General features: G+C 59.2%; 10 protein-coding genes and 2 pseudogenes. 3 read left to right on the forward strand and 9 right to left on the reverse strand.

Annotated elements, in window-relative coordinates; all coding sequences use genetic code 11:
• Nucleotides 1–46 precede the first annotated feature (46 nt).
• Complete coding sequence (locus ACD584_RS17695; protein WP_161960870.1) at nucleotides 47–1324, forward strand: carbohydrate porin; 1278 nt, start codon at nucleotides 47–49, stop codon at nucleotides 1322–1324.
• Nucleotides 1325–1563: 239 nt separating this feature from the next.
• Here the strand turns inward: ACD584_RS17695 and ACD584_RS17700 are convergent, their stop codons facing one another.
• From ACD584_RS17700 to ACD584_RS17720, 5 genes and pseudogenes are all read right to left on the reverse strand, one after another.
• Nucleotides 1564–2214, reverse strand: a complete 651-nt coding sequence (locus ACD584_RS17700) for a hypothetical protein (RefSeq protein WP_040942294.1) — start codon at nucleotides 2212–2214, stop codon at nucleotides 1564–1566.
• Between the two features lie 40 nt (nucleotides 2215–2254).
• Complete coding sequence (locus ACD584_RS17705; protein ID WP_323370228.1) at nucleotides 2255–5548, reverse strand: hypothetical protein; 3294 nt, start codon at nucleotides 5546–5548, stop codon at nucleotides 2255–2257.
• 786 nt (nucleotides 5549–6334) lie between these two features.
• Nucleotides 6335–6973: a DUF1629 domain-containing protein gene (locus ACD584_RS17710; RefSeq protein ID WP_040941153.1), complete on the reverse strand. Its 639-nt coding sequence runs from the start codon at nucleotides 6971–6973 to the stop codon at nucleotides 6335–6337.
• Nucleotides 6974–7088: 115 nt separating this feature from the next.
• Nucleotides 7089–7613 (reverse strand): annotated as a pseudogene (locus ACD584_RS17715) (hypothetical protein); the annotation flags it as partial.
• 130 nt (nucleotides 7614–7743) lie between these two features.
• Nucleotides 7744–7976, reverse strand: a pseudogene (locus tag ACD584_RS17720) (imm11 family protein); the annotation flags it as partial.
• A 613-nt stretch (nucleotides 7977–8589) separates the two neighbouring features.
• On the opposite strand from ACD584_RS17720, the gene ACD584_RS17725 reads away from it, so the two are divergent.
• The gene (locus ACD584_RS17725) at nucleotides 8590–8814 is read left to right on the forward strand and encodes a SymE family type I addiction module toxin (RefSeq protein WP_076037648.1); all 225 of its coding nucleotides are present in this window, start codon (nucleotides 8590–8592) and stop codon (nucleotides 8812–8814) included.
• Nucleotides 8815–8973: 159 nt separating this feature from the next.
• On the opposite strand, the gene ACD584_RS17730 is transcribed toward ACD584_RS17725, so the two are convergent.
• From ACD584_RS17730 to ACD584_RS17740, 3 genes are all read right to left on the reverse strand, one after another.
• On the reverse strand, nucleotides 8974–9438 hold the full coding sequence (locus ACD584_RS17730) for a hypothetical protein (RefSeq protein WP_043921809.1): 465 nt from the start codon (nucleotides 9436–9438) through the stop codon (nucleotides 8974–8976).
• Between the two features lie 1968 nt (nucleotides 9439–11406).
• Nucleotides 11407–11655: a hypothetical protein gene (locus ACD584_RS17735; protein ID WP_043921810.1), complete on the reverse strand. Its 249-nt coding sequence runs from the start codon at nucleotides 11653–11655 to the stop codon at nucleotides 11407–11409.
• 88 nt (nucleotides 11656–11743) lie between these two features.
• Nucleotides 11744–12166: a hypothetical protein gene (locus ACD584_RS17740; RefSeq protein ID WP_043921811.1), complete on the reverse strand. Its 423-nt coding sequence runs from the start codon at nucleotides 12164–12166 to the stop codon at nucleotides 11744–11746.
• Between the two features lie 153 nt (nucleotides 12167–12319).
• Here ACD584_RS17740 and ACD584_RS17745 point away from each other — a divergent pair, with 153 nt between their 5' ends.
• The gene (locus ACD584_RS17745) at nucleotides 12320–12547 is read left to right on the forward strand and encodes an integrase (RefSeq protein ID WP_076037992.1); all 228 of its coding nucleotides are present in this window, start codon (nucleotides 12320–12322) and stop codon (nucleotides 12545–12547) included.
• 100 nt (nucleotides 12548–12647) lie between these two features.
• Here ACD584_RS17745 and secF read toward each other — a convergent pair whose 3' ends face one another.
• Nucleotides 12648–13616 carry a protein translocase subunit SecF gene (gene secF / locus ACD584_RS17750; RefSeq protein WP_076037647.1) on the reverse strand — a complete coding sequence of 323 codons (969 nt, stop codon included), beginning with the start codon at nucleotides 13614–13616 and terminating at the stop codon, nucleotides 12648–12650.
• Between the last annotated feature and the right edge of the window lie 22 nt (nucleotides 13617–13638).

Below are 13638 nucleotides of genomic sequence, written 5' to 3' on the forward strand. Positions count from 1 at the left end.
TCGCGTCCGCCATCTCGGCCACGCCCTCTTTGTTCGGAGTCCTGCCATGACCGCCCTGCCCTCCCGCCGCGCCCATCCCCGCCTGCTGTGCCTGTCGCTGGCCCTTGCGCTGGCCCCGCTCGCCCACGCGCAGGACGCCGCCGACGCCTTCAAACTCAAGCTCGGCTACACCGGCGAAGCCGCCTCGATGATCGACGGCGGCCGCAAGGGCGGCGACGCCTACGCCGGCCAGTTGATGGTCGGCACCGACGTCGATCTGAACAGCCTGTTCGGCTGGCACGGCGCCACCGTCAAGGCCTACGTCACCAACCGTCACGGCACCAACCTGTCCAACAGCAGCATCGGCAACAGCACCTCGGTGCAGGAAATCTACGGCGGCCAGGGCACCCGCCTGGCCAACCTGACCCTGGTGCAGAAACTGTTCGACGACCGCCTGGAACTGGAAGCCGGCCGCAGCGTGGCCAACATCCACTTCCTTGGCTCGGACCTGTGCCAGTACTTCCAGGGCAACTCGGCCTGCGGCAACCCCACCTTCGTGTTTCGCACCAGCAACTTCACCTACTGGCCGGTCTCCAGCTGGGCCGCGCACGCCACCGCCTGGGTCACGCCCAAGGTCTACGTGCATGTAGGAGCCTACGAAGTGAACCCGGTGCAGGCCCAGGACGGCCAGCACGGCCTGAAGTGGAGCACCGACGACACCACCGGCGTGGTGGTGCCCTACGCCATCGGCTACAAGAACAAGGGCGGCGACGGCACGCTGGCGGCGATGTACGAACTCGGCGGCTGGCAGGACAACTCCGACTACACCGACCCGCTGCGCGACCGCAACGGCAACCCGGCCGTGCTCAGCGGCCTGGGCTATGAAAACAAGCAGGGCCGCTCCGGCTTGTTTGGCCGCTTCGAACAACAGGTCACCAACCCGGACCCGTCCGGTACCCAGGGCCTGACCGTCTTCGCCGCCATTCTCAAGAGCACCGGCGGCCAGGCCATCGAGGATCACTTCGTGCAGCTCGGCCTGGTGCAGAAAGGCACCTTCGCCAGCCGTCCGCAGGACAACATTGCCTTTGTGATCACCCAGCAGAAGTACAGCGACGAGGCGATCGAAAACCTGCGTCTGGCCCGCGCCTCGGCCGGCGGCACCGGCACCCCGGCCGACAACCAGATCATGATGGAGCTCAGCTACGGCATCCAGGTCACCAAGCGCCTACGCATCGCCCCGAACCTGCATTACGTAATCAACCCCGACCAGTTCAACGAACCGACCCGCACCAACGATCTGAAGAACGCATTGATCGCGGGCATGCGGATCGATTGGAATTTGTGACCCGTCGAGAAGCTGCGCGCGTTGCGCGCATGCTTGGCGGGTACCACTGCTTGAAGTGAGTGGCGGGTGCGTTGCATCTGACTGCAGTGCAACGCATTACGTCGACTCGGTTGGCCTGGGCATTTGCCGGATATGGCCGACGAGTTTGATGAACCGCGTAGGCGCGCGACCGCACGCGATGTGGCTTTTTCAGCCGCCGCTGTCGCGCGCTAGGCAGTCGCTGTAATGACGACGTCGCATCATTGCGAATCTGATGTCGCACGCAGATTGATCGCTCTGTATTGCCTTTGGTTGCCGTAACGCGGCCCATTCTTCTCCAAGGTGGCACAGAGCCGGCCTTCGCCACAGGGAGCTAGGTCGGCACGCGACACGCGATCCAGGTAGTCGATGGAAGCTCGAAGCTTTGCGAGTTCGGTTCGCTTTTCGTTGATGATGCCAACCGAATAGACCACCGCGCCCAGGCCCAACACGCCGGCCACGAGCATCGTGGCGGATGCAAGGCCCATGCGTCGCGTGATCTTTGTTTCCAAGGACTGCTGGGCCTGTGCGTAACGTCGAGTGGCTTGCTGCAATGTCTCATCCGCAGTGGTCATTTCTTTGTTGAATCGCTTGGCTGCCGGTTCCAGCGTCTGCGTCAACGCTTGATTGGTCAGCTGAGTGAGCCGCGGCAGTGCGTTCTCGAGCACCCGATTGACTTTGGAGTCGGCGCTGCCCACCGCGTTCTGGAGCACTTGGAGCTGCTCGGCGACCACATCGCGCAACCGTTGTTCGCGCTGCTGCATGGATGCCATCAGCGTCGTCAGCACCGTGATGGTCTCTTGCAACGACGCATTGGATGCGTTCAACGTCGCCATCAGTTCCGCCATTGCGGCGGCGTCTTGCCTGTCCATGAGGTCTCCTAAACTCGGCTGGTCACGGAAGAGATTCTGACTAACCGCCGCCCCCTCCACCACCACCACCGCCTCCTCCACCGCCCCCACCGCCGTCTCCACCTCCGCCGCCGTCCCCTTGGGGACCGCTCTGCATTGGCCCCTTTGCAAACTCGGGCAAGGTCATCACCATCACCGGCCCGCGGCTGGTGTTGATTTCCGCTGAGACATCCATCCCAAGCGCCTGGTGTGTGGCGACCTGCTCCTGGGCCTCCTGCTGGGCCTGCGCTTCCAGGAAATCATTGCCTTTTTTCAGCAACGCCTGCGTGGCTGCGCTGTTGGCCACACGATTTAGCGCCTGCTCAATCGCCAACTCGTTCTTGCTGTCGAGCGCGTAGAGCACCTCGTCCACATCCGGGTCGCCGGTGATGGATTTCCGCTCGGTTTGCAAAGAATCATCTGGCCCATCCCCTACCCCTGGACCGTTAGAGCGCTGAGTTAGATGTGGAAAGGTATCGGTTTGCTCAGCAGCTTCACTGGGCGAGCGACGCGCTTGCTCGCGCTGCGGGAACTCGTCGAGGCTTGCGCCGTCCACGCTTTGGATCTCGTCGCGAACGAAGGGATAGGGTTCTCCGCGCTCGCGATGCTCCTTCCATTCCTGGTGGAAGCGTTCGTCTTGCCGATCTGCCAGCTCAATTTCCTGTTGCAGCTGGCGTAGCGAGCGCATGGCCTCTTCCAGGAATAGGGCACCGCCCGGGTCTGCGACGCTGCGGTCCTGCGCCGGAGTCGATTGGGTGCGCAGGCCTTCCGCTTCCGCCGACCCGACAGGCAAGTGATTCTCTGCACTGGCTTCCAAGGACTGCTCGCGTGCCTGCGCGAAGTGTGCTGCGGGCAGCAAAGCCGCCTCCTGATAGGCATGCAGCGCGTCTGAAGGACGGGGCTGCTCTGCCTTGGTTTCTTGCTCCTCAGGAGTGGTAAGCGCCTTGGCCTGCGATGCAATCAATGCTTCTGCTGTCGCAGGCTTAGTTTGGGCCATGACGCGAACTGGCTTTGCTTCCTGCTCACGAGCCACGTATTGCTGACGGACCGACGCTTGCTCCATCTCTCCTTGCTGCGTTTTCACCTGGTAATGCAGTGCTGGCGGCACCACATCGCCCCCCGCGCTTTGCGAAAGTCGGTTGTAATTTTCCAGCTCAGTTGCAGGCATCTGAGGGCGCGCTATGTCGCGACTCTCCACTGCGGGCATTTTCAGCGCGTGCTCCGCTTCTTGCGCTTGACGCGGCTGCGCATCGCCTGGACCGGGCGTTTGCTTCAGCTGATCGCGCACGTCAGGAGCGAGGTGTTCGCGTGCCTGCTGGTTCTGTGCCTCTGGCTGTTGGCGCGCGCCCTCCTGCTGTAACTGAGGACGCGACGTGTGCTGAGTCAGCGCGGCATCCTGAGCGTGCGGTTGAGTGTCCGGTTGCGGCGAGGACTCCTGACGCTGGGCCTGCTGCTGATCGAGTCCTTGAGTGTGTTGCTGCTGATCATGTGTTTGCTGAGCCTGAGCTTCCTGGACCTCAACTTGCCGGGTTTCCTGAGCCTGGCGGTCTCGCTGCTCCCGCTGCTGGTTGTCCTCGGCTTGGCGTTCCTGCGCCTGTCGTTGCTGTACTTCCCTACCCTCACGCTCCTGCAGCTCGCGTTGCTGGCTGGTCTGTGCTTGGAGCTCCTGCACTTGGCGTTCTTCTAACTCACGTTGCTGCTCCGCTTGGCGTTGACCTTCCAGCGCTGTGTGCACCTGGAGCGCTTGCTCGCTTTGTGACCTGTCTTCGTGCTCAGGCTGTGCCTGCTGGATGTGCTCGCGCACCTGCGCTGTGTGTTGCTCTTGCGCGAGGCGATCTTGCTGTTCGCGTTCTTGCCGTGCCTGCGCAGCGACAGAGGCTTGCATGCGCGCCTGGATATCCAGCACCTGCTGCGGATTGGACGACTCGGAGGTCGAGGTGTCCGCCTCTGCCGTTCCCTCAGACACGCGTCCTAGGCTTGGCGACTTTGGTTGATTGCCTTGCGTCTCGCTCAACGCCTGCCGGATGTCTTCGCTGCTGGTGACGGCCACAACGCGAGTCACCCCATCGCTGCCGCGCCGAAGGTGCGCGATGGGGCTGTCATACCCGTATTGCCCCGACTCATTGCGTTGTAGCTGCTGCATGGTCGGCCCAGCGATGCCATTGGCGTCCCTAGTCCGCTGCGCGGCCAGCTCCACTGCCTGCTGGGTCTGCGGGTTGACGTTCAAATCGACGCCTGCGGCCCGGTAACGGTGCAGCAGTTCGTTGTGCTCTATCTGCGCAGCCGTGGGCGCGGGAAGCGCCTGGATCGACGCCAAGGCTTCCCGGGCACGCTCCAACGACGGCTGGCGCACCTGATCCGTCAGCTCCAGTTCGACCGCCAGATTGCCAGTGGCCACCCCGTCCTTGCCGGCCCACTGTCCGGACTCGTTCCGCTGGTAGACCTGGCCGTCGTGTCCCTGCACGTGGTCGTGCTTGGCCAGTGCGCTTTCCACGGCTGCCGGCACTTCCACTCCATGCGCCTGAGCCCGCTGCGCGGCATGGTTTTCCAAGTAGGCGAAGGCGATGGCTTCGCGCCCCGTGGCGATGTTGCTTTCGATGCGGCCAAGGGCTTCTTGGTTGAGCTGTTGCGCGCGGTCCCGGGAAGCGGTTTGGTGTTCGTAGCTGCCTCGGTCGGCAGCACCCGACACAGCGATTTTGACCTGTCGTTCCCACGCCTGGCTTTCCGGATTGCGGTGCCAGTTCTGGTTGTCTAGTCCAACTTGGTCGCTGGCCCGTGCTGGGAGGTTGAAGGGGTCCTGGGGCGGCGGCGCCTTGCCCAGTGCCAGTTCCACCGCCCTTGCGTTGGCCAGCGCGCCCAATTCCTGGGATTTTTCGTAGCTGGCCACCACGGGCTGCTCGCCGCTCGTGCGCCGGCCATCATGGGCCAGATCTATGGCCGCTTCGCGCTGCCAGTTGCGACCGTTGAACTCCCACTCAACGCCCGCCTTGTCGGTCTGGTGGTAGATGGCGCGGTTGTCCAGCAGATCGGCGCCTTTGTCGAACGCCTTGCTCATCAACAGCGCGTCGCCGACCACCAACGCCGCGGGCACGAAGCCAGTTCCGCCCAGCGCTGCTGCCGTGGAGGCACCACCGGCCCACCCGCCCGCATTGCGGGCAATGGCATGCTGAACTTCCGATTGCGCGGCCGTGGCATTGCCCTGTTCCAGCAACTCGGCGGAACTGCGGGCAGTCAGCACTGCGTCTGCGCCGGTGGCCAGCAAGCCGCCCGAACGCACCAAGGTGCTGGCCGATGCATTGCCGAGCAACACTTCCATGGACGCCGCACCGCTCTGACCGCGAGGAACTCGCAGAGGTCTGGCGGCTTCCTCGCCCAGGGTGTTCTCGACGACAGCAACACCCCCCGGCGATATGGTCAAGCGCCCGCCGTGGTAAGCGTTTGAAATAGCCTGAGACAGACCATGCCGCTGGAGTTCGACCGCACCACCGCGGGTCAGAGGATTGGGGACGCTCTGGATATATTGGAGTGTGCCCACTACACGGCCTTCGGTGTGGGTGACGGCAGCCCAGCCATGATCTCTTGGCGCGTAGCCCTTCAAGCTCTGAAGTTGCGCAACATGGGCCTTTCCATAACCGACTTCGTTGCGAAAGAAATTCTGGACGCTTGGGCGAATATCGTCGGCGCGAAGGCCAAGTGGCGCATTGGTGTGCAAATCGCCATTAATGAGACCCACACGAACCGTGTCGCGGAGGGTCTCTACGCGTGCTGCAATCCGACCCAGGGCTTCTGGGTCGCCGCTCCGTGCGTCAATGTAGTCAGTGCTTCGTTGCAAACGCCGCAAGTTTTGCTGGAGCCCGATCTGGTAATCCGAGATAGGACCACCGCTATGCGGTGTGATGCCAAGTGTTTGTGCGAATGCAGGATCGGCTGGCAGGAATATCCGGTTTTCCGGGGCATGAATATCGAATTTCCCCTTTTCTGCCAGCATCTCCAAAAGTGGGCTTCGTTCAAGCGTCCTTTGCTCGATGGCATGATGATCTTGAAAAACAGGTCCGTTGCGAGGCATGAAGCAGGCTCCTTACTTCTCAGCGTTACCGCGCTGCTAGATGTCCGAGGCGTCGATAAACCACAGGCCGTCGGCATCGGTGTCGGTAGCGATACCTGCGGCAGCAGCCGCATCCTTGAAGAACCGATCGCAGAAAACCGTGTCGTTATAAGGGGTCTTGAAAACATGTGCGGCACCCAGCCGGTCATGCTTAAACGTGACGCTTGTGCCACCAGTCAAATCGTAAAACTTACCGTTGATGAACTCTTCGCCAGTCTCGATGGAGAGTATGGAAGTCGACTCGTCCAATGCGTCAATCTCTTGGACCACGTCACAGAGGTAGTAGCGCCGCCCCTCCGCTCCATCGGCGAGGCGGTAGTCTACTTCCGCAAAAGCAAAGGCTTTGGAATCGACCGATAGCATGACTCGATGAAGCCTCTCAGACACAAGCCAGTAGCCACTAAAACCAGCTTCCAAATCCCGCGGAGGAACACCTTTGCTTGGACTGTAGATCAATTGAGGCTTCTCCCGTAGCGCAGGAAAGCCCCCCCCTTCTGGCAAAAGAATCAAGCGCGGCGGCGTCAGCAATCTATCCAAGTTCACAAAGACGACGCCATGCCCGGGGCCGTTGATCGCGCCCGCTTCGAGGATGAAGAACTCACCAGCCTTAGGCTGATTGGCTGTTGTCGTTTCCATGGGTTGTATCCGTCATTGATTTATGTCACCGGGATCATTGCGGCACAGTCTAGCGCCGCAGCCTCATTTCCGGACAGACGGTGCAACGGTAGTGTTCTGTAACCCGCTCTAGATTTTTGACCTGACGCTCGGGATTGCGATGCCATTTCTGGTTGTCTAGTCCAACTTGGTCGCTGGCCCGTGCTGGGAGGTTGAAGGGGTCCTGGGGCGGCGGCGCCTTGCCCAGTGCCAGTTCCACCGCCCTTGCGTTGGCCAGCGCGCCCAATTCCTGGGATTTTTCGTAGCTGGCCACCACGGGCTGCTCGCCGCTCGTGCGCCGGCCATCATGGGCCAGATCTATGGCCGCTTCGCGCTGCCAGTTGCGACCGTTGAACTCCCACTCAACGCCCGCCTTGTCGGTCTGGTGGTAGATGGCGCGGTTGTCCAGCAGATCGGCGCCTTTGTCGAACGCCTTGCTCATCAACAGCGCGTCGCCGACCACCAACGCCGCGGGCACGAAGCCAGTTCCGCCCAGCGCTGCTGCCGTGGAGGCACCACCGGCCCACCCGCCCGCATTGCGGGCAATGGCATGCTGAACTTCCGATTGCGCGGCCGTGGCATTGCCTTGTTCCAGCAACTCGGCCGAACGGCGGGCTGATACGCCCAGGGTTTCCTAGACATCTCAAGGCCATGGAAAATGGTCGATTCGGAGGTGTCTATGAGCAGCAAGCGATATACGGATGAGTTCAAGATCGAGGCGGTCCGGCAAGTGACTGATCGTGGGTTTGACCTCCTCCCTCTAGATCCTGAGGCAACGCCCCTTCCATGGGGTTGGAGATCAATAGTGGCGTCTCTCTCAACGGAGGAAATCCTTCTTCGTCCGGTTGCAAAATAAGCTGCGGCGGCGTCAAAAGAGGCTGCTCATTTTCGAAGATCACCCCATGGCCCTTCCTCCACGCCGGCCGTCCGGCAGCAGCTCGAAAAACTCGCCCTTTTTGGGCTGATTGGTGATGTTGGTTTCCATGTATTGCATCCCGTCCACAGGCTCACACCCATGGATTGCTGTGACCGAAGTCTAGCGCCATCATCGGCTGCATGGGCATTCAACTACTTCTGTCAGCCAATCTGGAGTTTGGCAGAAGGCCTGGTTGATAAGTGCGACTCGTTCTTCAGCGTCTGCTGCTCGATCTCATGATGATCTTGAAACCGACGCCCCCCGTGCGTGCTGAGGCAGCTGACGAGGTAGAACGCCAAGTTGTTTTGCTTCACCACCGCCTAACGCCTGAGTCAAGCCGCCCCGCAGCGGGGCAGCGACTACGTGCTAGCGTAGCGTAAAGCACGCTGGCGCTGCCACGATGTGGGGTCGGCTTGAACGAATTGTTAGGCCCATGCCCACCAGTTGACCGAGAGCCAGTAGGGCGCTAAGTTGACCTAAGGTACTCAACATACCTTCCGCTAGCAGTGCCCGCGACTGAAACGCGGTTTTTTTGCGTCCATAGTTTCTATGGCCGAGTAGCGTCCAGTCATACAAGACCCGGCTTGCCGGGGAAAGCTGGGGGCCGTCTAGCGGCGGTGTTGAAGTACTCGGTCGCCCTCTCAACAGGGGCGTAACTCAACAATCCGCTAGGAGCACCACTATGGCCGTAAAGAGAAAGACTGCGCAACCGGAACTGCGTTTTTTAACCGTTGGCTATCAGGTCTACGAAAGTAAGCACAAAGATGTAGAGCGCCGGACCCGGCCGAGACAGGTACCGTTCTTGCGTTTGAGCGGAGATTGGTTGCAAGCGGCAGGATTTTCCGTAGGCCACAAAGCACAAGTGCAAGTGACTGAACGTGGCATCACAATCATTGCCGAAGAGTGATACTAACAATGCCGCAGACGGATCAGTGTCCGTCTGCGGCATTCTGTTTTTACGTGCCTAACGCCTGAATTAAGCCGACTTGCGCAGTGGAGGCGACAACATGGCAAGCTCTTTGGCCATGTTGTGCCGTAACGAAGCAAGTTCGGCTTGAATGAGTTGTTAGACATTTGCCCGGAAGTAAAGGGCAAGACCCAGGGCCAGAAGCAATGATGCTGAAAAGAGACCAAGACCGACCCCTGCTAGCACTTTGCGAGACGTAATAACCTTTTCTCTCGCTGCTTTGATGTCTTCAATCACATTGATATTTATGGTTGCATGGCGAGGGTAGTAGCCCCACGCAAAGACAACAGAACTCAGCAACATGAGCAGAAGTGGCAGGATTAGCAACCAACCCTCGGCCATAGGAACCTTGGCCTCCTTGTCGCCCCAGACCAATACAGGGATTAGGGCTGCTACAAGTGTTCCGAATGTGGCGCTGATTCCAAGCATGGTCTTGTGGAAGTCCAGCGCGGTCTCTGTGGATTTCAAGAGAAGTTGCTTTCCGTACTCCACAAGCGCCGCCTCGGTAGGCGTAGGCATTCGGCCGGCGGTTGGTTGGAGATCAGGTTGCTGCTGTTGGTTCATCGTAAGGCCCTTTAGACAACTCTGAGCAGCTCTTGGCCGGACCAAAGCGTAACTGGGACGTCGACGATAAAAGAGCCTCCTTTGGTTGGGCAATTAACAGCACAAGTTCGTCTTTCAACACGACTTGTCATCATGTGCATTACCCCAACCATCTCCTCAATCAGAACGTTGAAGTCGAAGCTATGTACCTCGGCACATATCGGGCACTGAGTCAGCGATATGCTAGTTGTCTGAGTAACTCGTTGTTTCTGTATCATGATCTCTCCAGAAAGGTCTAACGCCTTAGTTAAGCCGCGCCGAAGGCGTCGGCTTGAATGATTAGTTAGGCCGCGTATCGCCGGCCACCGGGCAACGGTACCTCACAGTCTCTTGGCCGGGAACTGAGGTGCTGTCCACCAGCCGCTGCCCGTCCGCCGAGAGAGTGAACCTTGCTGTTGCTAGCCAGGTCTCTCCTTCTCCCGTTAGCTCCGCAATCAGTGCGAACTCGTTCTGACCGCGGGAAACGACAGCACGAATCGGTCCTTCGCTCTCCCAGTAGGAGATGTGACTGGCACCTACACGCAGCACAAGGTCGTCAGCATCAGAGTCACAGGCATCGGGGCTGCCTGCCCAGTGGCCAACAAATTGAGTAGGGACGACAGAGCCAAAGGCGCTTGCGCCGGAAGAGAGGAGAAGTGTTGCAAGAGAAACCGCGAGCTTCATTGGCGTGTCCTAGCGGCCTAAAACCTGAATTAAGCCGCGCCGCGAAGCGGCGTCGGCTTGAATGAATAGTTAGCCACCTGGCCGCATCACCGGACAAGCCCCCACTAGCGCGTTCGACACGAGAACATTCATGGGGTCTTTCCAGACATCTTTGTTGGTCAGCACATGCTTATCAACAACGTCTCGCAATGCCTCGCTGCTCATTTCAGAAGTACATGCATGAACCTTCTGCACCTCTTCCTTAGAGGCTCCGTAGAATCCAGAGCTCAGCAGCCCGTCTACAACGCCCATTACATAGGCTGATCGAGTGGCAGGTGACTGCGTCACATACGTCTCGCCTTTCAAGTACCCATCATAGACGTGCACCGACTGCGCAGAACTAGTCGAGGCAGCTAACAACAGACCAGCGAATAATCCAAATCGCATAACCAAATCTCCTAGGGGCTAACGCCGGAATTAAGCTGAGTTGCGAAGCAACTTCGGTTTGAATTAATTGTTGGCCCACATGTCAGTATGCATAAATGAATGCAGCCAACAGAGGTAGGTAGATAGGGGGAAAAAACCGCCAGAACAACTGGGTAGATCAGCGGTCCGGACATTATGGGGCCGCCTCGCCTCCCCGCTAAGTCGCGCTGAAGTATGCTAATCAGCGCCACTTTGGTGAGATAGACAGCCAAAATCGTTGTGGTAAGAACGCCAGCTAAAATTGGGATTGGGCTGTCCGTCGCATGTCGCATAATCGCAATGGCGGCGTAGGACCCAAGAAACAATAAGATGGCGGTCCTTGGGTTAGGTAACAGTCTTTCCCGACTAAATAGACCGATTTGCTTTTGGGCGTCCATTGAGTTCTGATAGATGGCTAACGCTTGAATTAAGCCGAGTTGCGAAGCAACTCGGCTTGAATGAGTTGTTAGGCAGTAAGTGGCCGCAAAGGTTGGATGGTGCAACCATGCTCTCCAGCACTGCCGCCTGGACCAAGTGTGCCACAGCTTGCGGGATAGAGCTTGTCCAGCGATGCAGCGGCGCGTGATGCCATAGAAGCCAAGCGCACCGAACGCGGCATGGGAACGACTTGCCAAGGAGAAGTACCAAACTTACCGCAACCAGCAACGGTGATGACTACTGTCCGAAGCCAACCGCATGCACGCCTGCGAACTCACCGAAGCGGCGACCACCAATGCATTTGCTCCACCACGGCCTAACGCCTGAATTAAGCCGAGTTGCGAAGCAACTTCGGCTTGAATGATTTGTTAGGCGGCTGATCCATTAATGGACGCCGCTGGGCGGACCAATGAGGGAGTCAATTCCCTCATCCCGAATAGTGCGCAACGCCTCGTCGAGTGCGGCCTGGTCCGTTGCGAATAGGTCATCCCAGATGGTGGAGTTGTTGAATTCATCAACAGCCTCAAGGGTCCAGTCGGTGTCGAGCCCGCGATAGATCTCTAGGCGAACAGTGCGGCCATCGGTCGTGACGGAGCGGCATAGGGGCGATGTAACAAGCTGATAGTTGTCCATGAAAAGTCTCAGTTGCGATTGTCTCTGTTCATCTGCCTAACGTCTGAATTTAGCCGAACCGCGAAGCGGTTTCTGCTTGAATGAATTGTTAGGCCATTGGTCGGGAGCCCATGGCCTGATGCAGCAGAACGAACGACTCACGAGCGCGTACAAGTCCCAGCCTTACCTCAGTGATGGAGTTCTCAGGCTTGTCCATGAAGAAGGCAATGTCATCGGGTGACGCAATCATGCTCTCCAACACTTGAAGTTGTGTCCCAGCAATTAGTGAATTTGCAGTCTTTCCGTAGCTGAGAGAGTCCGCGACGCTCTTAAGGCAAACTGCGATAACGTGAACCTTTTCCGCCGCGTCATAGCCGGCGCTGGATGAAACAAAGTCTGCCTTTGCTTTTACAGCTGCGGCCAGCACCTCCACGGCGTTGATGCTCTTGCGGTATTGCCAGAAGTTCCAGAGATAGCGTGCGACCGATAGTGCGACCGCGCAAACAGCGACTGTCCCTATGAACTCAAGCATTTCGTCCCCCCGCGAAGATGTGTCCGCGGAGTATCTTCTATCGCTGGCGCTTTGTGAATGGGAGAAATCGTAGCCGCGATCACGGATTACACGATGGCAAGCGGACTCTACCTTTGCGCGGTTTCTAGTTTTATCCAGCAAGGACACAGGCTTATGAAATACACCCCCAAAAACAATGGCGTAACAGCACGTCCGCCGACGCAGTTGCTCTATCAAGTGCACGACCGCTTGCGCGCTCGGTACTACAGCCTGCGCACTGAGCAGGCGTGTCTCAGTTGGACACCGCGCTTCATCCTGGCCAGCGGCTCTCTACCGCAACGTATTGCGTATCGATCGGCATCACATGTCGACGAGATCCCTAGTGTTCAAGATCTTGAGTAGTGGCGTCATAGTGCACAACCGTGCACTCACGACATACGACGCCAGAAACGACAAAACCGCGCAATGCGCGGTTTTGTCGTGATCGAAGATCGATGCGCGATCAAGGACGACGCGCCAGCGCCTCCACGTCCTTGGCCTTGGGCAGCAGATCCTGCTTGGTCACCGCAAACGGCCCGATGCTCAGCATCGGCACGGCCACGATCACCGAGGAAATCACCACGATCACCGCGCCGATCATGTGCGTCTCGGCCAGGCCTTCCATCGACTCGCCGCCGTAGATGTACAGCGCCAGTGCCGACAGGAAGAACATCACCGCGGTGATCACCGTGCGCGAGAGCGTCTGGTTGATCGAGCGGTTGAGCACTTCCAGCGGCTCCACGTGCAGCGCGCGGAAGTTTTCGCGCACACGGTCGAACACCACGATGATGTCGTTGATGGCAAAGCCCATCACCGACAGCAGGCCGGCCAGCACGGTCAGGTCGAACTCGCGCCCGGTCAGCGACACGAAGGCCACCGTGACCAACAGGTCGAACAGCGCGGTCAGGCTGGCCACCACCGCGAACTTCCACTCGAAGCGGAACGCGATGTAGATCAAGAAGCCCACCAGCATGAACACGGTGGCGTAGACACCGTTCAAGGCCAGGTCCTTGCCGACCTGCGGGCCGACGAATTCGCCCGGCTGCACGGTGGCGGGGTTCTGCGGGGTGCTGACGGCCTTGCGCACTTCTTCGGCGACGGTGCTTGCGGCATCGTCGCGGTTGTTGTGCTGCTCACGCGCCTGCAGGCGGATCATCACTTCGTTGCCGCCGCGTGCGTTCTGCACCTGGGCGTTTTCAAAGCCGGCCTTGGACAGCTGCTCGCGCACCTGGTCCACGTCCACGGTCTTCTGAAAGGAGGTCTGCACCAGCGTGCCGCCGGTGAATTCCAGTGCGTAGTTGAAGCCCTTGCCGACGATGACGCCGACCGAGGCGACCGCGATCACCAGCATCAGGATCAGCACCGGCTTGCGCAGGCGCATGAAGTCGATCTTGGTGTCGTTGGGAATGAGATGAAGCGGGAACAGTTTCATGAAAAGAGCTTCCGTTGGACGA

It is taken from the genome of Xanthomonas sp. NCPPB 2922, assembly GCF_041520885.1.
Classification (GTDB): Bacteria; Pseudomonadota; Gammaproteobacteria; order Xanthomonadales; family Xanthomonadaceae; genus Xanthomonas; species Xanthomonas campestris.